Source organism: Paenibacillus ihbetae, assembly GCF_002741055.1.
GTDB classification, from domain to species: domain Bacteria; phylum Bacillota; class Bacilli; order Paenibacillales; family Paenibacillaceae; genus Paenibacillus_AQ; species Paenibacillus_AQ ihbetae.
In genome coordinates this window covers 5,094,713-5,115,816 of the sequence record NZ_CP016809.1, presented here as the reverse complement: position 1 = coordinate 5,115,816, position 21,104 = coordinate 5,094,713, and the positions used below count along the sequence as shown (strand labels likewise).

Sequence of the window (21,104 nt, the reverse complement as noted above, 5' to 3'; positions counted from 1 at the left end):
GATCTCTCCTATCTCCTAACCCTTGATTCCGCTAAATGCAATGCCCTGGATAAAATACCGCTGCAGCATCAGGAACAGAACCAGGATCGGCAATATTGCCACCAACGCCCCCGCCATCATCGGTCCATAATCCGTTTGATAATTGTAAGAGAACGCCTGCAATCCCATCTGAATCGTCGCCTTGGCCGGATCGTTCAGCACGATCATCGGCCACAGGAAGCTGTTCCAACCTGCTTGAAAGGTGAAGATGCCCAGCGTAGCCAGCGCCGGCTTCGTCAGCGGCAAATAAATTCGCCAAAATATTTTGAATTCGCCGCAGCCTTCGATCCGGGCCATTTCCATCATGTCCTTCGGCAGCGTCAGGAAGAACTGGCGCATGAAGAACACCGCAAACGTCCCCGAGGCTCCCGGCAAAATAATGCCCCAAAACGAGTTCATCAGTCCGTGCCCCCCGCTGCCAAACAAGTCGTTACCGCCGACAAACGGAATATGCCGCAGCACGTACACGCTTGGAATCATCGTCACAATTCCTGGAACCATCATGGACACCAGCAATATCCGGAAGAACGGCTGGTTCATCTTGAAATCCAGTTTGGCAAACGCATAGCCGCTTAGCGATCCGAAGAACAGGTTGAGCAGCACCCCGGTAGTCGCAAGCACAAAGGAATTCCAGAAATACAGGCCGAACGGGACCGTTGTAAACGCATTGTAGTAATGCTCGAACGTGATATTGGTTGTTATCCATTTGATCGGCATGCTGAACATCTCGTTGTCCGGTTTAAAGGAGGTAAGCACGCTCCAGTAAAAAGGCAAAAACATCATCACGGCAATCACGCTGCTGATCAGGTAAAAAATGAAGCTCAACCCTTTTCTTCTCGCCGGCGCTCCCAGCCTTTCAGTACCGGGCCGGGGACGCCCGTTCGATTGGGGAACATGTTCCGCCATCATCGCTTTCGACCTCCCTTCCGCTGCTGGCTCATACGATCGGCTCCTCCGCTTTGGTCAATCTCATGCTGATGATAGAAAACACGAGGATCGCTATCGCCAGCACAAATGCCTGTGCCGAAGCATAGCCCATCTGCAGCTGGTTGAATCCCTGCTGATAGATCAGGTAGACCGGCGTCTTGGTGACGTTGGCCGGACCGCCCTGCGTCAGGACGAAGGCCTGGTCAAACAGCTGCAGCGCACCGATAATCGCCATAACGCTGACGAGAAACGTGGTCGGGCGCAGCTGCGGCCAGGTGATGTAGCGGAAGCAGGCGAACCGTGACGCGCCGTCCAGACGGGCCGACTCGTACAGATAATCGGGCACACCCTGCAGGCCGGCCAAATAAATGATCATATTCGAGCCGACCGATTGCCATAGCGTCATCACGATGATGGACAACATGGCCGTTTCCGTCTGCGATACCCAGGCTGGTCCCGTCATGCCAAAGTACCCCAGAAGCCCGTTGATCAGGCCATACTCCGGGTGCAGCATCCAGATCCATACGGTCGCGGCAGCGACGGCCGAGGTCAGCGTTGGCAAGTAGTAAAATGTGCGAAACAGCTTGACTCCGGCTTTTCTTTTGTTAAGCAGCATCGCCAGCAGCAGGGAAATCATCAGATTCAGCGGCACAAACACCACCGCGTAATACATGACGTTCAGAAACGTCTGCCACAACAGCGTATCGCCCGCCAGCCGCCGGTAATTATCCAGCCCCACCCAATCGTGACTGCTGAGCACGTCGTAGTTGGTGAAGCTGAGATAAAGGGCCATTACGACGGGAATGACCATAAATACGGCAAACAGCAGCATCGTTGGCGTGATGAACAGATAGGCCATTCGGGCTTGATGCCGCCCCAGCTTATTGACGGATGCCATAGTTTCCTCCCCTTTCATCGGCCCGTTTTATTCCACGGACGCATTGTCCGCAAGCAGCTTGTCGCCTTGCTCCTGGGCTTTTTTCAGCGTATCGTCGAGGCTTTGCTTGTTTTGCATGAACAGCTCCAGATTCGGGATCACGGCGTTCTCCTCCATTACGGAGTAGCCCGGATGCGTCGGACGTGTCTTGGCAAACTCCAGCGTCTCCGTAAACGGCTTCCACAGCGGGTCCTCCGTGAAGAACGGATCCGCAAGCGCCGGCTTGAAGCCCGGCATATTCAGGCTGGTCTTGGCCCACAGCAGTGCATTGTCCTTATTCGCCGTCCACCATTTGATGAACTCCCACGCTTCCTCCGGATGCTTGGAGCCTTGCGGGATCACCAGGCCGAAGCCGCCCATTACGCTGCCCTGATCTCCGTTCGGCCCGCTCGGCGGCGGCACGATGCCGTAATCCAGGTCCTTGCCGTATTTGTTATAGGTGCTCATCATCCAAGGTCCGGTGTACAGCATCGCCACTTTGCCGGTGACAAATGCGTCGTTGCCTTCGCCAAGCCCTTCCTCAAAGCCGATTTTGTAAACTTTGTCCTCGTTCAGCAAGCGCTGCCAAAACTCCAATACTTGCTTGCCCTGCTCGTTGTTGAAATTCGTCTTTCCGTCCTCGGTCAGCATCTGGCCGCCTGCCTGCTGCAGATACATGTTAAACAGTCCCGGATCGCCCATCGAGAAGCCCGCGACCTCCAGCTTGCTGCCATTCCATTTCGTCAGCGTCTTGGCCGCCTGCTCCAATTCGTCCCATGTTGTCGGCGGCTGTAATCCCGCGTCCGCAAACATCTTCTTGTTATAAAACAGCGCGCGTGCATCAACCGTTAACGGCAGGCCGTAGAGCTTGCCATCATGCGTGAGCTCCTTTAACGATTCCTCGTAAAAATCATCCGGGTTCAAACCATCCCTGGTTATGTACTCGTCAATGGGCCGGAGCACGTTCTTCGGGGCGTACAGCGATGTTCTCCAGCGGTCCCAGAACAGAATATCCGGCGCGCCGCCGCTCGTTGCAGCCGTCAGGAACTTGGTGACCATATCCTGCTGCAGCATGTATTTGACTTCGATTCGGTCCTGCGACTTGTTGAACGCATCCACCATCGTCTCAAACTGCTTCTGTCCCTCTCCGCCCCAATCGCCCCAAAAGGTCAATTGAACCTTACCGCCGCTCTTACCGTTGTCCCCGTTGTCGCCGCCGCTGCTGCTCCCGCCGCTTCCTCCGCAGCCGGCGAGCAGCCCTCCGAACATAACAACCGTCAGCATCATGATCAGCCACTTTCTCATACATAAACCTCCCCTTTGATTTAAGTTCATTAAGTTGATTATAAAGCGCTTTCAGTAAATATAGTATATTAACCTCATATCATTATGTCAATAAAGAAAAAAAGGGGTTGTCCTGATATGGAATATATAGGATGGGTATGTCATTACGACAGCCTATATATTTTTTTGCCAGCTTCTGCAAATGTGATGGAGTTATTTTCGATAAATCCAACCTGAAGGTCCCCTCCGAACCCTTCGGCAGGTCCATATCATGTTATATAATTGATATAAGTTAAAGAAAACCGTAAAACGAGCGAATGTGTGACGGAGAGATGTGTCTGTAGAAAGCTCCGAGTAAACACGATAACCACACTTAAGAATGGTTAAGGATGGTTAAAAATGCGCAGGACGGGTGGCAGTGCTTAATAGGTGCGATGATAAGGGTGTGTGGGGTGGAACTATTTCTTGCTCTGTCCATAACTAACTCTTAGGGGAACGTTCCAGTCTCCATTTAAATTTCGGAAATGAAAAGGGGGACTTCACATTTCGAAGTCCCCCTTTTGGCTTCTGCTATAGGATCTGTTAACCACGTGCACGGTATGGTCGAATAACCGGCTAGTGCGTGTCCCCCTTATTTTGTCTTCCCCACATCGCGGGCAGGACCGGTAGATTCCCCGGGGATGAGCTGTGCCGGAAGCTTGATTTTGTTCGCGACCGTTTCCTGCTCCATGATCGCCAGCACGTTTTCTACGGCCAGCTTGCCCATCTCCTCCTCGCTTTGTCGCATATGCGTGAAGGCATACCCTTCTCCGATGCGGAATTGCGGGCTGTCAAAGCAAATAATCGAAATATCTCCCGGGATGCTAAGTCCAAGGCGGGTTACCGCTTCTTTCGCCAGCAGCGCGATATAGTATTCGATGGCAAATATAGCCGTAATCGCCGGCTGCTCCTGCAGATGCTTCATAATTCTCCCGATATCCCGCTCGATGTTCTCATCGTTAAACGAGTTCGGCAGCGTGGAGGTCAGATCGCAAATCCACAAGCTCCGGTCTGCGGCCACGCCGCGTCCGGCATGGGCCTGGACGAAGCCCTCAATCCGATCCTCCACCGCGGACGTATCCACCGGAGGCGGGGACAACAGGGCAATATGGGTATGCCCGAGATCGAACAGATGCTCCGCCGCCTCCGTTGCCGCCTTCGTGTTGTCGGTGCTGATCGACGCCGCGGCCACTCCCTTGATCTCACGGTCGATCAGAACAAGCGGGAATCGCTCGATCACCAGCTTAAGGATCTCGGCATTAAAGAACTCCCCTTGCGCGGGGAACACGATCAGTCCGTCCACCCCAAGCTGCAGCAGCTTGCGGATCGTGTCCTCCTCGTTCTCTTGAACGCCGAATGTCCGCCGCAGCACCAGAAAGCAATCCCGTTCCCGCGCGGCATCCTCCATCCCGTAGATCAGCCGGGTGCCGTAGCTGCCGGCAAAATCGGTCAGCACAACGCCGATCAGCTTCACGGCCTGCTCCTGGCCATGCCCGTTTACTCCCCGGCTTCCGTCCTGCCGCCCGGGCGCTGCCGCCTCCTGCATGCCTGTCTCCGGATCGGCGACAAACGAGCCGCGCCCCGGCTTCCGCACAATCATCCCTTCGGCTGCCAGCAGCTCCATCGCCTTTTTGCTCGTGATCCGGCTCACATTGTACGCTTCGGCCAGCTCCTTCTCCGAAGGAATCCGGTCCCCGGGTCTATAGCTATTGGACATAATTTGCTGCTTCACATCATCGAATATCTTCTCGTACATCGGTTTGGACGAGGTCGTTTCATTCATGACAATCCTCCCGTGTTTCCTCCAAAAGAAATTGATATATGTTATAATATATCATGATATATTATCGTTGTCGAATCGTTGCGTACCCCCAGCCTTTAATCTCCTCTCCAGCCTTATTCAAAAAGATTCAATCGCGGGCAATAGAAAAAGGGCCGTGACAATGGCAGAACCTGTCACAGACCCTCTTGTTAATTCCGTGCTGAAACCCCTGAACCATTGCGCTTATGCCCATTCTGGTAGATCCTTGACCTCATCACACTCTGCTGGCATGGTTATCAATACCTTCATAATCGAACCAGTCAAATGCCGCAGGCGTCGTTCCATTCTCACCGTATGCATACATCGCAACAATGACGCCCGTAAACCCGCCGGCAACTTCTGTCGCAAGCAGATGGCTTTCGCCTGATCCCATAACGATGACTTCAGACGCGTTCTGCTCAATCGAGAAACTGAAGCACTCAGGCTCTGCGTCAACCCTTAATACGACAGGTCCCTCTGAGCATCGCCGGGTCTGCTCTGAACGGAGCGAGCCTACTGTTCGTCTGAAGACGACGGATTTCTCCCCGTTAATCAGCTTTACAGCAAGATCGTAATGATACCTTTCGTTCATAAACAGAGTTAATCCTGCTTCCTCCCCCTCGTACGCAGGCTCAAAGTCCAGCGCGGCAGAGATAAGGCTGGAAAAATGGCATAGCCGCCGCCCGACAAACGCCGGGCAGCCCGCATCGTTTAAAGAGGACGCATTGCCCCGAAGCACCAGAGAGCCCGGACGCTCGCGCAGCGACCAGCTTCCTTGTACGGGGTTGCGCAAGAAGACCCAGTCCAGGCCCAGCGCTTTACTGTCAAAATCATCCCGGATCGGCTTTCCAGGCCACCGGCATTCGGGCAATTGCGGACGATCCATCGTCTCTTCAACGCGTCCCTCGATGCCGATGCTCGGCCAGCCGTCATCCGCCCAGTTTACGGGAGCCAAGAAAACCTCCCTGCCGAGATGATGGCGCATCGGGTATGAAACAGGCCTGATCCCCAAGAAAACGGCCCACCACGTGCCGTCCTGAGCCCGTACCAAATCCGCGTGTCCGGTCGCGTGTATGCTGCTTCTCCGGCTTCGATGGGACAGGATGGGATTACGGGGACATGGCTCAAACGGTCCGTAAGGATGTTTGCTGCGCGAGATCGTAACCATATGACCATACTCGGTTCCGCCCTCGGCAATCATTAAGTAATACAGGCCGTTCATTTTATATAAGTGCGGGGCTTCCGGGCTGGCTCCCCCCGTTCCTCTCCAGATTAAGCGGGTCTCCGTTAATTTCCTGCCGCTTGAAATGTCAATTTCACATTGGTAGATTCCCTCTCCCTCGTTACCTAAACAGGCTGTCTGAAAATAAACGCGGCCATCGTCATCAAACAAAAGCGAAGGGTCTATGCCTTGCTGGGCGACGGGGACCGGATCAGACCACGGACCGGCTGGGTCCTTGCTTTTGACAAAAAAATTGCCAACTCCGTTAACATTGGTGGTTGTCATATAAAACCAGCCCTCATAATAACGAAGGGTCGGCGCATATATCCCTCCGGAAGTGGAAGCATTCGCAAGCGGCAGCTGCTCTGCCGATGTCAGGCAATGCCCGATTTGATGCCAATTTACCAGATCCCTGCTATGAAAAACAGGAACGCCAGGAAAATATCCAAATGTGCTCGTAACCAAGTAATAATCTTCGCCAACGCGGCAGATGCTCGGATCAGGATAAAAGCCGGGTATAATCGGGTTGTTGAATTTCATGAAAGAAAACACTCCTCTGCACGCCATTTTTCTGTCTAGTCACAATTGCCAAATACGCTAGGCATCAAAAAGAGGCAGCGAATGACCTGCCCCTGTAAATTAAACGGATCAGTTATTCCACAGCTTCACCCGGTCACGGACCAGCTCCGAATATTCCCGCTCCATTTTTTCCGCCCCGGCGTTGTTCAAATCTTGGATGAACTGATCGTAAAGCGTATCGAACCGGGACGGGTCCGCAAGGATGATCTCCGGAATCCGTTTGCGAACAATCTCTTCAACCCGCTTGTAGGTAATTGCAATATTGGAGTCGACCGGCGGTGAAATGAGATATGCCGCTCCCCACGGCTTCTGCGGAAATTCCTCCGATTTTGGCCAGAGATCCTTCCACATTTCCGCACCATACGCTTCCAGCGTTTCTTTGGCGGATGGCGTATAGTTGGCCTTGATTTGTTCCGGGAAGCTGGTCGTATAATAATTGCCGGTCGAATCCTTCACGCCGTCGCCGTAACGTGGAAATAAACTGTTGTATAATCCGATTCCGCTCTCTTTGGTGAAGTTAGCGTTGTCATTAACTTTACGGTCCTGCACGTCCTCCGGAATTACACGTTTGCCGTCCACGACTTGGTAATGCTCTCCTTCAATCCCCCAATTCATCAAAATTTGCCCTTCCTCGGAAGCCAGATAATCCAGGAACTTGATGATCCGCACCGGATCCTTGGCTGATGTTGTAATCCCTACGCCCCAGCCTGCTGCATAACCGGCATTTTGGAACGAAGCATCCTTGGTCGTCTCATCCAATTGGATCGGGAATCGCGCATAGGTGCGGTTCTCTTTGCCGGCTGTTCGGAGCGCATTCGTCGGGTTTCCAAATCCCCAATCGGCATCAATGACGCCAAGGACGCGGCCCGAGGCGATTTTCGCTTCGTATTGGTCCGTTTTCTGAACGAACGTTTCTTTATCCAGCAGTCCTGTCGCGTTAAGATGATTCAGCCAGCGGAAATACTCCTTATCCTCCGGACGTCTGTAATGCAATTTCGCCTCATGCGTTTCCGGATCGATATAATACTCCCCATCTCCGGACAAACCCGTAGCTATGACGGCTGCATCCGTGACGGAGATCATGAACCGCCAGCCGTCTGCATTGAGTGTGAGCGGAATCGTTGGTTGACCGTCGATCGTCGGGTATTTCTCGTAATAATCCTTCAGCGCCTTCTCAAAATCTTTTACGGTCTTGATTTCCGGATAACCGAGCTCTTTCAGCACTTCGTGCTGAATATGAAAGTTTCCTCCGGCATCGAGCTGCTGATGGTCCACGGCATTCAACGTCGGAAGGACATAAATCGACTCATCCTCATTGCTCCACTTCAGACGGTTCATGTAATCCCCATAGAGCTTTTTCAGGTTCGGCGCATGTTCCTCAATCAAATCCGTAAGATCGATAAAAGCGCCCGAATCCACGAACAGATTCGCATCACCTTTCGCGTATACGAGATCCGGATATTCCCCGCTCGCCACCATCAGCGGCAGCTTCTGGTTCGAGCCGTCAACCGCAAATTCAGCCTGTATCGTGACGCCGGTCTTCTCGGTCAGCTTCTTGCCGACGGCATCCTGCATATTGGCCCAGTTCGCATTCGAATCCGCACTGAAATAAGTGATTGTAATCGGTTCCATTTTTTCTCGGTCGCTGCCTTCCTCGCTGCTGGCGGACGTTCCGCCTTTGCCTTCATTGCCGCTGCTGCATGCAGCTAAAATAAATGCGGCAAGCATGATCACGGCAAGGAATAGCGACAGTCTCTTCTTGCGCTTCATGGATTTACCCCCATTCCAATTTTTCTTAACGGTCGGGTCATGCTCGGCTCCCGCTTCTCAAGTCTTTCTAGGTATGAACCGTTCAGAGCGACCATCCACAAAATCTATTATAGTGATTGCCGTGTCCTCAATCCTTGATTTTAGAGTCCGAAAATAGCATCATTAGGACAACACGTATTTCAAGACCTGACTGGGAGGGCAATCCAATGCGAAGCGTTCCTCTGAATTGGTTTACAGACGACGAGGAGTTTAAGTTCTTTATTCAGTACGGCAAGCATGAAGAGGATATGTATGTGCATCAGCATGTTGATTTCTCCGAGCTCGTGATCGTTTTACATGGCAATGCCACCCACATCGTCAACTCCGAGGAATCGTTTATCAAGAAAGGCGACGTATTTGTCATTAACGGGGAAACCTCCCATGGATATAAGGACCCGCATGAGTTTCGCATTTGCAACATCATGTATAAACCCGAGATGCTGGAAGCGGCAGGTCCTGATTTCAAAAGATCGAACGGGTATCAGGCGCTGTTCGTTCTGGAACCGTATTATCGCAATATCAACCACGCCTTGAGCAAAATGAGCTTATCCATCTCAAGTTTGGAATACATCTCCTCCGTCGTCGACTTCATGATTGAGGAATACATGAACAAGCAGCAGGGCTACCAGACCATACTGCGTTCGCGTTTTATGGAGCTCGTCGTCCAATTGTCCAGGCAGTATGAGAATCAGGAGCGTCAAGGGGCCCATAATCATCTGATGCATTTGGCCAAGGCCATTTCCTTTATGGAAGATAACTACTTGCAGCCGATCTCGCGCGAAGAAATTGCGGCCAGATCGAATATTTCCGTCAGACATTTAAACCGGATTTTCCAATCCTATTACCAAACGACCCCTGTTGCCTATCTCCTGAGGCTCCGTTTGGAACACGCATGCAGGCTGTTGAAGTCGACACGTCTTCCCATTTCGGAAGTGTCTTATCGGAGCGGATTTAATGACAGCAATTATTTTACTCGCCAGTTCACCAAGGTGTTTGGCTTATCGCCAAAAGTATATCGAAGGTGCAGATAAGCCGTCTGAGTATCGCTTGGCAGAACATGGCCTACAACCATGCGCCGCATGCGGGATTCTTCTTGGGCAATGGCATGGGCCCTGTCACCATCCGATTATCTATGGGGTACCATAACGATTGATGACAAAGAAGCCGGAGCATGTTCCTTCCTGCTCCAGCTTCTAATCTTGCAGCATACGCGCACAGCGGGTTAAACTATGATTCGCTTCTGGAAGTCCAAGTTGGGTCATACAGAGGACAAACCAGATTAATCATTCAGGAGCTTTGCTAAAATCCCGCACGGAAAAGTTGAATAAACGGCGAACTGCAGTACAATATAGATGTAGTATTTTTTGGAAAGGCTATAAGAGTTGAAAGCATTGCTTAAGAATTGACCATGAATAAAAGGGAGAGATGTATCATGTATGCAACCGTCGAACAATTTCTGAACGATTGGAAACAGGAAGCTGATCTTACTCTGCAGGTGCTGGACAAGCTGACAGACGCCTCATTGAGCCAGGCCGTGTCAGAGGCACAGCCGCGTACGCTCGGCGAAATCGCATGGCATATCACCCAGAGCGTCAGCGTATTCTTTAATCAAATCGGGTTGGAGCAGGAGATCCCGGCAGTCGAGGGAAGCTCCGCGGCGGCCATCGCCCAAGCTTACCGCCGTACCAACGAATCGTCCATTGCGGAATTCCGCACGAAATGGGAGGGTCAGGAGGACAAGCTGCAGGAGCCCGTGAAGCTGTTTGGCTTCATCGACACCACCAATGCCGGCGTATTGGACAAAATGGTGCGTCACCAGATCCACCATCGCGGCCAGCTCACGATCCTGATGCGTCAAGCCGGACTGGCAGCGCCGGGCGTGTATGGACCGAATGAAGAAGAGACCGCAGCGATGAAAGCGGCAAGAGAGCAGGCTTAAGTTTTGTCGCTGTGGCAGGAGCAGTGCTCACTGCTTCGCTGTTTTAACGGATTGCTATATTAACAGGGCTGCCTTGGGGCAGCCCTTTTTGTTGTTGCTGCAGGCGACATGGAATATTCCGGTGGGGAATAGTTAAGACATTCGGTGTATTACCACTTGCTTCTGTACTGCTATTTACTGCAAAACGGCGAATCACACAAAAGATAACCAACAGCTTTTTGTAAAAGCTATTAGCTGGATACTGGAATAATAAGCGCAGGATTGCCGCTGTTACGAGTTGCAGTTGTTCCTCCGGCGGGAGTGCAATCGCTCTAACGGAGCTCAATCCTCAAGCGCTTGAATCTTCTTTCGCGCAGTTTCCATTTTGTAGACTTTACGGCTGTCTCCATTATGAATTGTTAATTCAAGGACTGCCGAGATCTCATATATCCCCGGATTTTTAAACCGATAAGAATGCTTCTCTACTATTACCTCTTTTATATCTATAGTCCGTACAATTCCGACATCCGTTCTGGCAACCGTATTTATTGCCTTCCCCGTACTGTCTCGAATGATATAGTAAAACACTGGATCTCCAGTAGTAATTTCAAGCATTTCATCCGATGTATTTTTAATTTCCGCATCCATCGTAAAAGACTCGTTTACCCCCACTTGCTCCGGAACAATAACATCAACCGCAACTGGATACTGCTCTGCTTCTGCCTTAGATGAAGGAATGGTCTCTGCCTTATCAGCCAGGGATCGTTCAGATTCAACAGACTGACAACCGAGTATAAACAACAGGAAGATCATAGCGAACTTTCTCAAGATTATACACCTCCTAATCACACTGACGTAATAAGAGGTGCTTTTGTTTTCAATTGGAATATAAAAAACAGATATTTGTTATAGTTTGGGTAATCCCCTTCGAAGAAGCTGACAAGAGCCTGCCCGGAAGGCAGACTCTTGGATCAGATTTATGGATTCTGAGATTTACTCGATATGATGCTCTCCGCAATCGATACGAGCGCTTCTTTCGTCAGAGGACTTGTCTTATAGGTAGAAATCTCGTATTCCAGCCCTTTTTCCGGATCCTCCCATGTTAACTTCGTGGAATAAAGAGCGTTCGAGTTCGTAGCGTATAGAGCATCGCCCCCTTCTATGCTCAGCCTTTCAAACTTCTCGCCTTTCCCCGGCACCCGTGTAATTTCGGTAATGAACGGGTATACTTTTTTGGCACTGATGCGGATAACATCCGAATCTTTCGAGAATAAAAGCGCCGCTCCCCCTGCTTCGCTCCATTTTACTTTTTTCGCGTAATATTTCTTCCCTTTCGCCTCAGCCTTGAGTTCCTTTAGCAAATCTTGATACGGTTCGCTATAAGAATCGTAGTATGGCGGGACGATATCGCCGGATTGAAAAGCATACCCTTCCGGAAGCCATTCCGGCTGCTGTAACGCCGGGGCTTTGTACTTAGACATCAGCTTCAAATAATCATCGTAATCCGTGCTGGTTATGGAGTAAAAGCTAAATGAAAGCGTATTGTCAGTCCCATCATACATAACGGTTAACTCGCCCGGCTTCTTCGCTTTAGAGTGTATGGCCAACGCTTCTTTTTTTTGCTGCTCGAGACGCTCCTTACTCGAAGCGGGCTGGGCTTTAGGTGCTTTCTGCGGTCCGGCGGCAGCACCCGCCGTATAACCGCTCGCCGAGCTCAGCGCCAGCAGGAAGCTTGCAGCGACAATAATCGTTTTTTTCGTCAGATTCATAGGTAAATCTCCTTTCGGCCAAAACAGGCACATGGTTTTATTTCGGGATATTTGCAAAACCCTTACTTGTATAACACCTGTACCGCCTGAAAAGGGACACTTTGCTATGATCTTATTGCACCATGCTTGCTGCAATACGGATCATTTCGGACTTGGACAGAGTGCTGCCCTGATTATCGAAAACGCTATAAAAGACCTCATCCTCCTCATCAAGCCATTCCAGCTTATGTTTATAGTAAACTTCGTCAACCGATGCAGCCGTCGATGCCTCCATATAAACCATCTCTTGCCCGCCTGCCGTCAGCTTCTCAACGGACACGCCCTTGGGATTCCTGGTTACCACCGAGGAGGGGTGTTTTTTTCGTACGAAGGCGGTGATATAGATCGTATCCTCCCCGTTGGTATAGCTGACATTCGCACTGCCCGCTTTATTCCAAGACAACTTCTTGATGAACAATTTGGTGTCGCTGGAGGAGGATTCCGCCATTCGGATAAATTCCGGCTCCAGCTTTTTTAGATGATCAAGACTGGCTTCCCCTTCCGTAATACTCGGAAATAACTTACCGGCTGCAAAGGTGTAACCTTTTGGCAAATATTGGGGCTCAGGAACCAGCGGCCCAGCCGTGTTTTCAAGCTGCTTCTTCAATTCCACATAAGTTTTGTACACAATTGGTTGGTATACGGTCTGAACCCTATTGCCTGTATCGTAAGCATTCAGTGTTTCGTCATGGACATAATAAGCCGCCAGTTCTCCCGGTTTGAGCTGCTTCAGGACATCCTCTTTGTATGCGGACCGCATCTTCATATACGTCTTGGCATGCGGCGTATACTTATCTTCTCGAATTTCTTTCGTTTGAACGACCACTCCCCCTTTGGAGTTCAAAATTTGCACATACCGGGAAGCCGCGTAGCCGGTTAAAGAGGTCAGCACAAGAACGAGACAGGTGATTGTAACAACAGCTCCAGTCCGGTGCCGAGCCTTGTTTTTGCCGCTGCGCCGCTCATGAATCTCCCGAACCCGGTCCATCACGTTTAGGCGTACATCAATGGGTTCCGGCTCCCTCCGAACGAGAAGTCCCTTGATCGTTTCATCTTGAAGTGTAGCTTTGGCCTTGCGCATAACCTGCTCCTCCCTTCTGCTCCATCAGCTTCTGCAGCTTCAGCTTCAACCGGCCGTATTTTTTCTTGACCGCTCCCTCACTCTTCCCCGAAATTTCTCCTATTTCGGCAAAAGACTTCTCTTCAAGCGCCCGTAAGATCAGCAAGCTGCGCTCCTCCGCATTTAACGAGGTGATGGCGGAAGCCAGCGGTTCCCCGAATAAGCGTCCGGTTATCGTTTGCTCTGCGCTTTCGGTTATTGTATCCTGCCGGAACCAACGCTGGAACTTACGCTGAACGATACGCTTACGGAGTAAATTCAGACAATGGTAATGCGCGATTCTGTATAACCAGGATGAAAAGCTGCCGGTCGGCTCGTACCCTTCTATTTTTTCAAACGCTCTGATCAAAATGTCCTGCACTGCATCCTCCGCCTCCTGCCGGTTCCCCAACATCCGGGTGCAGTACCGGTACAGCGGAGCCTGGAATGCTTCCACGATATGTACATACTTTTGAATTTCGCCCGCTTGGACTTCCATTACGCATTTTTCCGCAGACTCCATGAAGCCGCCTCCTTCCTACTATAAAACACTTCAGCGGCAGCAAAAGGGACACTTTTTCCCGCTTTCGTTATTTCATGTACGATGCTTCCAAGAGACGCCCCATAGAGAAGCCATGCGGACAAACGCGATGACCGCTTAACCGCGCAAAAAAAGAGACGGCCCTCCTAACGCATCGCCGCCCCTTCTTCATCCTTTGATGTAACTATGCTTTGGCCCAAAACCGAAATCCTTCTTATTCCAATTTAGTTCGGAATATGGATTTCGTCAACAAATTAGCTATCTTCGTTGATTCCCATCTCAGAATTAGCTAATATATCATTAAATTAGCTAATTCGAGGTGAAATGTATGCGAGTGCCTTCCACCGATATGCAAAACCATTTCGGAAAATATCTAAAGTTTGCCGAGGCGGGCGAGGAAATCATCGTGACGAAGAACGGCAGAGATGTTGCCAAATTAACAACGTATACCGACGCAAATGAGCTTGCACTGAGGGAGGGAGCTGCGAGGGATACGAATGACAACGACAGAGTCACCTACGAGGAATTTCTGGAGCTGACCGAAGGCTCGGAACAGCGCTACGAGCTGATCGACGGGATCGTCTATAACCTCGCCTCCCCTTCGTACAAACACCAACACGCGGTCAATGAACTGCACGGCACCTTTTACAACTGGTTTAAAGGAAAACCCTGCACTCCCCTGACTTCTCCATTCGATATTACGTTAGAGAAGGAGAAGACAAACATCTGTGTTGTGCAGCCGGATCTGGTCGTCATTTGCGACAAAGATCGGATCGATGAGAGGGGAAAATATATGGGCACGCCTGATCTCGTCATCGAGGTGCTCTCCCCGTCCACGCGAAGCAAGGACATGATCCCGAAGCTTGATCTCTATCGGCAATGCGGCGTGAAGGAGTATTGGATCGTCGATCCGATGAAAGCTCTAGTCACAGTGTATTCCTTGTTAGACGGAGAGATCGCGGATGTGAGCTATTACGCGGGGGCCCATGATCCTTTTGTGGAATCCGCACTTTACCCAGGCTTAAAGGTTTCAACGCAAGATTTATTTGCTTGAGCCTTGCATATAAAAAAGCAGGGGCCCCTTCGGCCGCCTGCTTCTTAACCTATGAATCCGCCATCTACTCTGCGACAAACGATTGTACTGAGACCGGTTAGCGGAACGCCGGTTAATGCCCCCTTATTGCGCTGGTGCTGTCGAAGAGACCCGCTGTCATAGATCCAGTTAACTCTACTCTGTTAAAACTACCTTCCGGAATCAGGCATACCTGCTGCTGTTTACTAAGATAAATCCGACACTAGATCATCTTCGTCTTTCGGCTGCGCCTCAAACCACTTCAGGAAAGCTTCCGCTACCACTGCCCCCGCCTGGCCGTTCGGATGCGGATCATCGGAAGAGCTCATATACTTCGGCTCGATCCGATGCTCCTCCGGAGCCGGACAGGACAGGATCTCCGCGATATCGAACACGGCGTCCACGCCTTCCGGAGGACGGGTGCGGATCACTTCATTGACGGTACGCCATACCACTTCCCTGTCTCCGGTAAAATTGAACGGAGGTACCGTGAAGAGGATGATCCGAGGTTTCGTTCCGTCCTCCCTCTGCTTTAACCGCCCTACGATCGCGGACAAGTCATCCAGCAGTTCCCCGGAGCTTCTCGCTCCGATATCGATATCGTTGACGCCTAGCGCGATTGCAACAATATCCCCTTCCGCTGCCTTCGATAGCCACGGGCCATCTGCCGAAGCGTCATAGGCCCTCGCCCAGCCGGAACCGAGATTCCATACGCTGTAGTCCGGCGAGAGACCTTCCGCAATACGGGCCACCCAGTATTCGTAGCCGTCTTTAGCCGTTCTTACGCCTTGGGTAATAGAATCGCCCAGGAAAATCATCCGCTGCTTGACCGGTCGGGCATACCCTATAAATGCAGGCATAACCAAGCGGTTCTCTGCCGGCATGAATCCTGTTCCAAGCTCGTCATCCGCCAGGTTCCCGTCAGCCTCATAAGCTGATACGAGCAGTCCCTCCGTATTGTACGGCACCGTTTTCCCTGGAGAGGGCGTCGTAATGGTCCACGTGAACGTCAGATCATGTCCATCGGGCAGTTCGAACTGTACCGGATCGCTCCAAAACGTTTCGCCGGGAGCCACCTCCTTACCGGGCTTCCCGTCAAATGTAATCTGCACGCTGGTTCCTGGTACAACCTGTCCATCCCGGCCCGTGCCGCCATCGGCAGCATAAGCCGCTTCAATGCGCCACGCTCCCCCCGGCATGCTCCCTTTTGCGACCGAGCCAACATCCCAAGTAGAATCGACCGAGTTGCTATGCCAAAATCTCAGCTCCAGCTGCCCGGACTCTCTCGGTTTCATAAAGGTTCGATATGTACGTGTACTTCCATCCTCTTGCTCCATAATAAAATTGGTTGCCGTTGATACTACCGTTAACGATGCATATCTTTCTCTCACAATGTCTCACCCTCAGCTCTATAATCTTGGGAATCTGCGGGAATCGTTTGCAGTTCCGCTTCTTGCTTAATCTACCATCGGCCCCGTTCCCTACCGGCATCGACTGCTGATAATCGGCCGATGTCATGGCCGCCAGTTCTCCTGTTATCCGGCCTAATACTCATTGTAGATCAATCCGGTGCAATTGTGATCATTTTTTTACGCATCACGATGATAACAGCTTGCTCGGCGCCTCCTGGAACCCAGTAACCAGTTTAAGGATTTTTTTGGAAGCAACACAAAAAAGCTCTTGAACTCCCACAAGGGAACTCAAGAGCTTCTTCATGTAAATCAGGTATGCGGTCGAGAGGACTCGAACCTCCACGGGGGTTAGCCCACACGGACCTGAACCGTGCGCGTCTGCCAATTCCGCCACGACCGCGTATCATCACCATCGCCTCTAGGAGACAAGCTCTTATCAGCGGCGACAAGATATATAATATCACGGTAATAATAGGGAGTCAACACTTTTTTTAAAACTTGATTAAACCATGGATGTTCGGTTAAAATAGGAACATAAGTTCGTATTATATATCCAATTTCTATATAAAGGCGGTGAAGTTGATGGCCATACCGGCTGTTACCTCAGAGGAGCGGGCGTTGATTAAGAGCTACCTGCTTCTGATGTTCATTCATAAGGTGTTTGAGCGGGATTGCCGAATCATTCAGGAGAGCGGTGTCTTCAAGACCCCGCAATTGTATGTGGAGGTGGTCGGCAACGGAGCGAAGCGGGCGGCCGTGCTTCTCCGTGAAGTGAAGCAGGAATTCGCGAAGCGGGCGATCAAGGTGTTCGACATCGGTCAGGACAAGGAAGGAATCGAGGCACGCTATGCGTGCAGGGGCTACATTGGATCGATCAACATTCTATGGCCATCCTTTCGCGAGGAGATGATGGACCGCATGCGCGCCTATCTAAATCTGCCCGCATCGGAGGCAGAAGAAGGCGTCTTAACGTCCGCAGAGGCCGCCCCTGTTCGCTGAAACGATTGCCACGAAAGGAACGGATGACTTTTGCTCATTCTTAACGGTCGGTGCCTGCAACATAACAACAACCGTCTGCCCCGAAATCCATCGGAACAGACGGTTGTTTCCTTAGAGGCTATTGCAAATGGTGCTGTACCCGAGTCAGCCCCTGCGACAGGGCATGTCCTGCGCTTGCCGCCGAAGCGACCGCTACAGCCTCCATAATTTCAGCCTCCGTAGCTCCCTTCGAGCGCGCTTCCTCCATATGATAGAACGTGCACACCTCATTGTTGGCGAACAAACCGATGCCAAGAGCAATCAGCTGCTTCGTCTTCTCGTCCAGCTCTCCCTCGCGGAAGCACACGCCCGTGAAATGATGATAAGCCTCTGCCATCTCCGGCATGCTCTGCTTCAGATTGAGAATTTCATTCTTGTAAGCCGTTACTTTGTCATTGATCATATCCAAGCGTCTAATCACACCTTTTCTGAATAATCATCCGTCCAGCTTAAGATGTCCGACGTTCGGCCGATCTATGCCTTATGTCCTGCCTTAATCTCTGTCTTAACCCTGCCTTATGGTTCAATCGGGCTTACCCGCGGCTCGCTCTTGAGCTGGTAGCTGTAGTTCCGGTCCAGCTTCACAACGCGCCGATTTCTCCGGCGGATAATGACATGCTGGGGATCCCATGCCACGACGAAGCCGATAATATCATTGCTCTCAAGGTCGTCCCGGACAACCCGTACCAGGTCGCCGGACAAGCGAAGCTCGTCCAGCCGTTCATCACTAATCATAATCGATATTCCCTCCCTTAGAATAGGATGCGCATTTCCTGCAACAAAAAGACCTAAATGAAACCATTTAGGTCTTCCTGTACGATATGGATAAACATCTGAAGCCTCAGATGTTCTATATTCCCATTAACGCTGTGCTGGCTCGATGCTGTCATTCTTCTCGTACCAGAAATCCAGCACGGTCGAAGACATGACGCGCTTCTCGATATATTCCACTTGCTGCGGCGTAAACTGATCCTTCCACTCGAAGGAAAGCTCTTCGCATAGACCGGCAATCGTCAGAAGTTCGGACCAGGCAACATATCGTTTGTACCAGAAAAACTGAGGATGTTCAATCATATAGGGATATAGATCATCAAACTCCGTATGCTTACAGTCCAAAGCACGTTCAAAATGTACCTTCGCTTCATTCAGCTTCTCAATCATAAACGGCTCGGTTACAGGTTGTTTCCCCATGTTGCTGCCTCCTCTCTCTTGCCTATACCTCTTCATTATAAGCGAAAATGCCCGAGGCGAAAAGAATTTGTTGTGATTTTAGGCCGAAAATTCGAATTGACAAGCGGTTTCCCGCTTAGACGAACAACCCGCCAAGCTTCGCTTAGTGCGGAGAATCATATCGCAGCAGTGGATGCATCCGTGTATCAGCCGAAAAGATCGGGATCGCCTGCACCACGGCTAGCCGAAATGAATGCGTCCGTCCTCCAGCGAGGAAATGGTGACAAGGGATTCCACGCGAACATCCTGCTCGCGGAGCGTCCGTGCCCCCGCCTGGAAGCTTTTCTCAATCACAACGCCCAATCCAACGAGCTCCGCACCGGCCCGGCTGATAATTTTGATCAAGCCTCTGGCCGCATCGCCATTGGCAATAATATCGTCAATGAAGAGTACTCTGTCATTATCTTGTATATACTGCCTGGACACCATGATGTCCGTCACAATCCCTTTGGTAAAAGACGGAACCCGTTCACATAAAGCATCCGGATCAGCGAGCAGCGTCTTTTTCCGCCGGGCGAACACCATCGGCACCCCCAGCTCCAGCGCAGCCGCAAACGCGACCGATATGCCGGAGGATTCCAGCGTAATCACCTTGGTCACGCCTTGATCCCGAAACCGCCTAGCAAATTCCCTGCCCATATCCATAATAAGAGCCGGGTCCACTTGATGCGTCAGCAGGGCGTCCAAGATCAGCACCTGATCCGACAGCACGATCCCCTCTTTAACAATCCGCTCCTTTAACCAATCCATCCACAATGACCTCCCACCCATTCCTTTGTCGTAAAAGTAACACATTCAACCCTTGTACGGCAAGTACAAACGCTCCACCCGTCACTTATTCGTCATGTAATTATACGGGTTTTCGTCATTATACCTTACATTGAGATAGAGCATCGGATCCCACTTGCCAGGCACCTCTTCTAGAGGCTGTGAAAAATGGTTGCATGCGATGCACGGCAGTGTGGTGCTCGACGGTGCGATGCTCGGCACTGTGATGCTCCCAGTGCGATGCACGACAATGCAATGCTCGCCAGTGCGATGCTCGCCAGTGCAATGCCCGCCAGTGCAATGCCCGCCAGTGCAATGCCCGCCAGTGCAATGCCCGCCAGTGTAATGCTCGCCAGTGGGCTGGAACGGGCAAGCCCCAAGCACGATCCCCCTGAACCCAGCGTGGCAGGACAGGTTCGAGTCATGTCCATGAAGGGTCAAGCATACCTTGTACTATACACAGATGTGCCGATCACTCACTAGCAAGGGGGCTTAGCGCTTGAAGGATATTATCCGTGTTTTCCAGATCGCGTTCACATATATCGGAACCATCGTCGGCGCAGGCTTTGCCACCGGCCGTGAAATCCTGCAGTTTTTTACCCAATACGGTCACTGGGCAACCCTTACCATCATTCTCGCAACCGGTTTGTTCATTTGGCTCGGTACGAAAATCCTGATGATCTCCAGGCGGATCGGCGCGAAATCGTTCGAGGATTTGAATAAATTTTTGTTCGGCGCGAAATCCGGGAGCTGGATCAGCGTGTTTATGTTCATCATCCTGCTTGGCGTCAACAGCATCATGTTGGCCGGCGCCGGCTCGGTATTCATGGAGCATTTAAATATCGGTTATCAGACCGGCTTGTTCGTGACCATGATCGGGGCCTACTTCATTCTGAGAAAGGGCATCCAGTCCATCATGACCATGAACTCGCTCGTCGTCCCCATGATGATTACATTGTCCGTAGCGGTGATCTCGCAGACGATCCAGTCACCCGGCGCCACCCGCTTTCTCACGTTAACGACCGATCAGAGCCTTCCGGCGGCCTGGCTGGCCCCGCTTCTGTACACGGCTTTTAATTTGGTGCTGGCGATGCCCGTACTCGTGCCCCTCGGCAATCAAACTGAAAAAACGACCGTAGTAAAATGGGGAGGTATCCTTGGCGGAGCGGGGGTTGGATTTATGCTGATGGCAGCCCATTTCGCCTTATCCGCGCAGATGCCCGGCATCGCCCAATTTGAAATTCCGATGGGGAGCATTGCCGCTCATCTCGGCTGGTTCGTACAAATGATCTACCTGATCCTGATCTTTCTTGAAATCTTCAGCACCTTCGTGGCGAATATATACGGAATAACCCTGCAAGTGCAGCAGTGGACTTCATGGTCCTCAAGAACGATCAGTTTCGGAATCATGCTCTTCTGCTATTTCTTCAGCCAGTTCGGCTTCAGCTCGCTGCTGTCGCTGCTCTACCCGATCTTTGGCGCCCTCTGCCTGCTGTGGGTGCTGCGCCTCACCTTGTTCGGCTCCCCGCTGACGAACCCGAAATAATCTGCTGCATTAATCGCAAAAAAGACCGGTTTCCTGTGACGGAACCGGTCTTCACT

General features: G+C 51.3%; 21 protein-coding genes and 1 tRNA gene. 6 read left to right on the top strand and 16 right to left on the bottom strand.

What is annotated here, in order from left to right; genetic code table 11:
* Positions 1-15: 15 nt before the first annotated feature.
* The 6 genes from BBD41_RS22870 to BBD41_RS22845 form a co-directional block, all read right to left on the bottom strand.
* Complete coding sequence (locus tag BBD41_RS22870; protein ID WP_099478812.1) at positions 16-948, bottom strand: carbohydrate ABC transporter permease; 933 nt, start codon at positions 946-948, stop codon at positions 16-18.
* 28 nt (positions 949-976) lie between these two features.
* Complete coding sequence (locus tag BBD41_RS22865; protein ID WP_167392988.1) at positions 977-1,864, bottom strand: carbohydrate ABC transporter permease; 888 nt, start codon at positions 1,862-1,864, stop codon at positions 977-979.
* Positions 1,865-1,891: 27 nt separating this feature from the next.
* Complete coding sequence (locus BBD41_RS22860; protein ID WP_099478810.1) at positions 1,892-3,187, bottom strand: ABC transporter substrate-binding protein; 1,296 nt, start codon at positions 3,185-3,187, stop codon at positions 1,892-1,894.
* A 610-nt stretch (positions 3,188-3,797) separates the two neighbouring features.
* On the bottom strand, positions 3,798-4,988 hold the full coding sequence (locus BBD41_RS22855; protein WP_099478809.1) for a GntR family transcriptional regulator: 1,191 nt from the start codon (positions 4,986-4,988) through the stop codon (positions 3,798-3,800).
* Positions 4,989-5,241: 253 nt separating this feature from the next.
* The gene (locus BBD41_RS22850; protein ID WP_099478808.1) at positions 5,242-6,768 is read right to left on the bottom strand and encodes a glycoside hydrolase family 43 protein; all 1,527 of its coding nucleotides are present in this window, start codon (positions 6,766-6,768) and stop codon (positions 5,242-5,244) included.
* Positions 6,769-6,876: 108 nt separating this feature from the next.
* Entirely contained in the window at positions 6,877-8,577 is a 1,701-nt protein-coding gene (locus BBD41_RS22845) for an ABC transporter substrate-binding protein (protein WP_099478807.1), read from the bottom strand.
* 206 nt (positions 8,578-8,783) lie between these two features.
* Here BBD41_RS22845 and BBD41_RS22840 point away from each other — a divergent pair, with 206 nt between their 5' ends.
* The 3 genes from BBD41_RS22840 to BBD41_RS22835 all read left to right on the top strand — a co-directional run bounded on the left by BBD41_RS22840 (position 8,784) and on the right by BBD41_RS22835 (position 10,555).
* The gene (locus BBD41_RS22840; protein ID WP_099478806.1) at positions 8,784-9,647 is read left to right on the top strand and encodes a helix-turn-helix domain-containing protein; all 864 of its coding nucleotides are present in this window, start codon (positions 8,784-8,786) and stop codon (positions 9,645-9,647) included.
* Positions 9,648-9,673: 26 nt separating this feature from the next.
* Positions 9,674-9,769, top strand: a complete 96-nt coding sequence (locus BBD41_RS30700; RefSeq protein WP_418304257.1) for a hypothetical protein — start codon at positions 9,674-9,676, stop codon at positions 9,767-9,769.
* A gap of 279 nt (positions 9,770-10,048) precedes the next feature.
* On the top strand, positions 10,049-10,555 hold the full coding sequence (locus BBD41_RS22835) for a DinB family protein (protein ID WP_099478805.1): 507 nt from the start codon (positions 10,049-10,051) through the stop codon (positions 10,553-10,555).
* A 321-nt stretch (positions 10,556-10,876) separates the two neighbouring features.
* Here the strand turns inward: BBD41_RS22835 and BBD41_RS22830 are convergent, their stop codons facing one another.
* From BBD41_RS22830 to BBD41_RS22815, 4 genes are all read right to left on the bottom strand, one after another.
* Positions 10,877-11,362 (bottom strand): hypothetical protein, encoded by a 486-nt coding sequence (locus BBD41_RS22830; RefSeq protein ID WP_099478804.1) that lies wholly within the window; start codon positions 11,360-11,362, stop codon positions 10,877-10,879.
* A 149-nt stretch (positions 11,363-11,511) separates the two neighbouring features.
* The gene (locus tag BBD41_RS22825) at positions 11,512-12,303 is read right to left on the bottom strand and encodes a hypothetical protein (protein ID WP_099478803.1); all 792 of its coding nucleotides are present in this window, start codon (positions 12,301-12,303) and stop codon (positions 11,512-11,514) included.
* A gap of 112 nt (positions 12,304-12,415) precedes the next feature.
* Complete coding sequence (locus BBD41_RS22820) at positions 12,416-13,423, bottom strand: DUF4367 domain-containing protein (RefSeq protein WP_099478802.1); 1,008 nt, start codon at positions 13,421-13,423, stop codon at positions 12,416-12,418.
* Entirely contained in the window at positions 13,392-13,964 is a 573-nt protein-coding gene (locus BBD41_RS22815) for an RNA polymerase sigma factor (protein ID WP_099478801.1), read from the bottom strand. Before BBD41_RS22815 ends, BBD41_RS22820 begins: the two co-directional genes overlap by 32 nt.
* Positions 13,965-14,310: 346 nt before the next feature.
* Here BBD41_RS22815 and BBD41_RS22810 point away from each other — a divergent pair, with 346 nt between their 5' ends.
* On the top strand, positions 14,311-15,036 hold the full coding sequence (locus BBD41_RS22810; protein ID WP_077567474.1) for a type II toxin-antitoxin system prevent-host-death family antitoxin: 726 nt from the start codon (positions 14,311-14,313) through the stop codon (positions 15,034-15,036).
* A gap of 224 nt (positions 15,037-15,260) precedes the next feature.
* On the opposite strand, the gene BBD41_RS22805 is transcribed toward BBD41_RS22810, so the two are convergent.
* Positions 15,261-16,445: an SGNH/GDSL hydrolase family protein gene (locus BBD41_RS22805; RefSeq protein WP_099478800.1), complete on the bottom strand. Its 1,185-nt coding sequence runs from the start codon at positions 16,443-16,445 to the stop codon at positions 15,261-15,263.
* Between the two features lie 337 nt (positions 16,446-16,782).
* A tRNA-Leu gene (locus tag BBD41_RS22800) sits at positions 16,783-16,866 on the bottom strand.
* Between the two features lie 182 nt (positions 16,867-17,048).
* Here BBD41_RS22800 and BBD41_RS22795 point away from each other — a divergent pair.
* Positions 17,049-17,465: a YhjD family protein gene (locus BBD41_RS22795; RefSeq protein WP_099478799.1), complete on the top strand. Its 417-nt coding sequence runs from the start codon at positions 17,049-17,051 to the stop codon at positions 17,463-17,465.
* 118 nt (positions 17,466-17,583) lie between these two features.
* On the opposite strand, the gene BBD41_RS22790 is transcribed toward BBD41_RS22795, so the two are convergent.
* The 4 genes from BBD41_RS22790 to BBD41_RS22775 form a co-directional block, all read right to left on the bottom strand.
* A complete protein-coding gene (locus tag BBD41_RS22790) occupies positions 17,584-17,913 on the bottom strand; it encodes a carboxymuconolactone decarboxylase family protein (protein WP_077567477.1) in 330 nt (109 codons plus the stop codon).
* 107 nt (positions 17,914-18,020) lie between these two features.
* The gene (locus BBD41_RS22785; RefSeq protein ID WP_077567478.1) at positions 18,021-18,239 is read right to left on the bottom strand and encodes a hypothetical protein; all 219 of its coding nucleotides are present in this window, start codon (positions 18,237-18,239) and stop codon (positions 18,021-18,023) included.
* A gap of 126 nt (positions 18,240-18,365) precedes the next feature.
* The gene (locus BBD41_RS22780; RefSeq protein ID WP_077567479.1) at positions 18,366-18,695 is read right to left on the bottom strand and encodes a hypothetical protein; all 330 of its coding nucleotides are present in this window, start codon (positions 18,693-18,695) and stop codon (positions 18,366-18,368) included.
* Positions 18,696-18,914: 219 nt separating this feature from the next.
* Positions 18,915-19,484 carry a xanthine phosphoribosyltransferase gene (locus tag BBD41_RS22775; protein WP_099478798.1) on the bottom strand — a complete coding sequence of 190 codons (570 nt, stop codon included), beginning with the start codon at positions 19,482-19,484 and terminating at the stop codon, positions 18,915-18,917.
* A 517-nt stretch (positions 19,485-20,001) separates the two neighbouring features.
* Between BBD41_RS22775 and BBD41_RS22765 the strand changes: the two genes are divergently transcribed.
* Positions 20,002-21,048 (top strand): YkvI family membrane protein, encoded by a 1,047-nt coding sequence (locus tag BBD41_RS22765; RefSeq protein ID WP_077567481.1) that lies wholly within the window; start codon positions 20,002-20,004, stop codon positions 21,046-21,048.
* Positions 21,049-21,104: the final 56 nt, after the last annotated feature.

Coding starts and splice junctions, on each gene's coding strand:
- BBD41_RS22870 (WP_099478812.1), bottom strand. CDS start 948: ATGATGGCGGAACATGTTCCCCAATCGAACGGGCGTCCCCGGCCCGGT.
- BBD41_RS22865 (WP_167392988.1), bottom strand. CDS start 1,864: ATGGCATCCGTCAATAAGCTGGGGCGGCATCAAGCCCGAATGGCCTAT.
- BBD41_RS22860 (WP_099478810.1), bottom strand. CDS start 3,187: ATGAGAAAGTGGCTGATCATGATGCTGACGGTTGTTATGTTCGGAGGG.
- BBD41_RS22855 (WP_099478809.1), bottom strand. CDS start 4,988: ATGAATGAAACGACCTCGTCCAAACCGATGTACGAGAAGATATTCGAT.
- BBD41_RS22850 (WP_099478808.1), bottom strand. CDS start 6,768: ATGAAATTCAACAACCCGATTATACCCGGCTTTTATCCTGATCCGAGC.
- BBD41_RS22845 (WP_099478807.1), bottom strand. CDS start 8,577: ATGAAGCGCAAGAAGAGACTGTCGCTATTCCTTGCCGTGATCATGCTT.
- BBD41_RS22840 (WP_099478806.1), top strand. CDS start 8,784: ATGCGAAGCGTTCCTCTGAATTGGTTTACAGACGACGAGGAGTTTAAG.
- BBD41_RS30700 (WP_418304257.1), top strand. CDS start 9,674: ATGGCCTACAACCATGCGCCGCATGCGGGATTCTTCTTGGGCAATGGC.
- BBD41_RS22835 (WP_099478805.1), top strand. CDS start 10,049: ATGTATGCAACCGTCGAACAATTTCTGAACGATTGGAAACAGGAAGCT.
- BBD41_RS22825 (WP_099478803.1), bottom strand. CDS start 12,303: ATGAATCTGACGAAAAAAACGATTATTGTCGCTGCAAGCTTCCTGCTG.
- BBD41_RS22820 (WP_099478802.1), bottom strand. CDS start 13,423: ATGCGCAAGGCCAAAGCTACACTTCAAGATGAAACGATCAAGGGACTT.
- BBD41_RS22815 (WP_099478801.1), bottom strand. CDS start 13,964: ATGGAGTCTGCGGAAAAATGCGTAATGGAAGTCCAAGCGGGCGAAATT.
- BBD41_RS22810 (WP_077567474.1), top strand. CDS start 14,311: ATGCGAGTGCCTTCCACCGATATGCAAAACCATTTCGGAAAATATCTA.
- BBD41_RS22795 (WP_099478799.1), top strand. CDS start 17,049: ATGGCCATACCGGCTGTTACCTCAGAGGAGCGGGCGTTGATTAAGAGC.
- BBD41_RS22785 (WP_077567478.1), bottom strand. CDS start 18,239: ATGATTAGTGATGAACGGCTGGACGAGCTTCGCTTGTCCGGCGACCTG.
- BBD41_RS22780 (WP_077567479.1), bottom strand. CDS start 18,695: ATGGGGAAACAACCTGTAACCGAGCCGTTTATGATTGAGAAGCTGAAT.
- BBD41_RS22775 (WP_099478798.1), bottom strand. CDS start 19,484: ATGGATTGGTTAAAGGAGCGGATTGTTAAAGAGGGGATCGTGCTGTCG.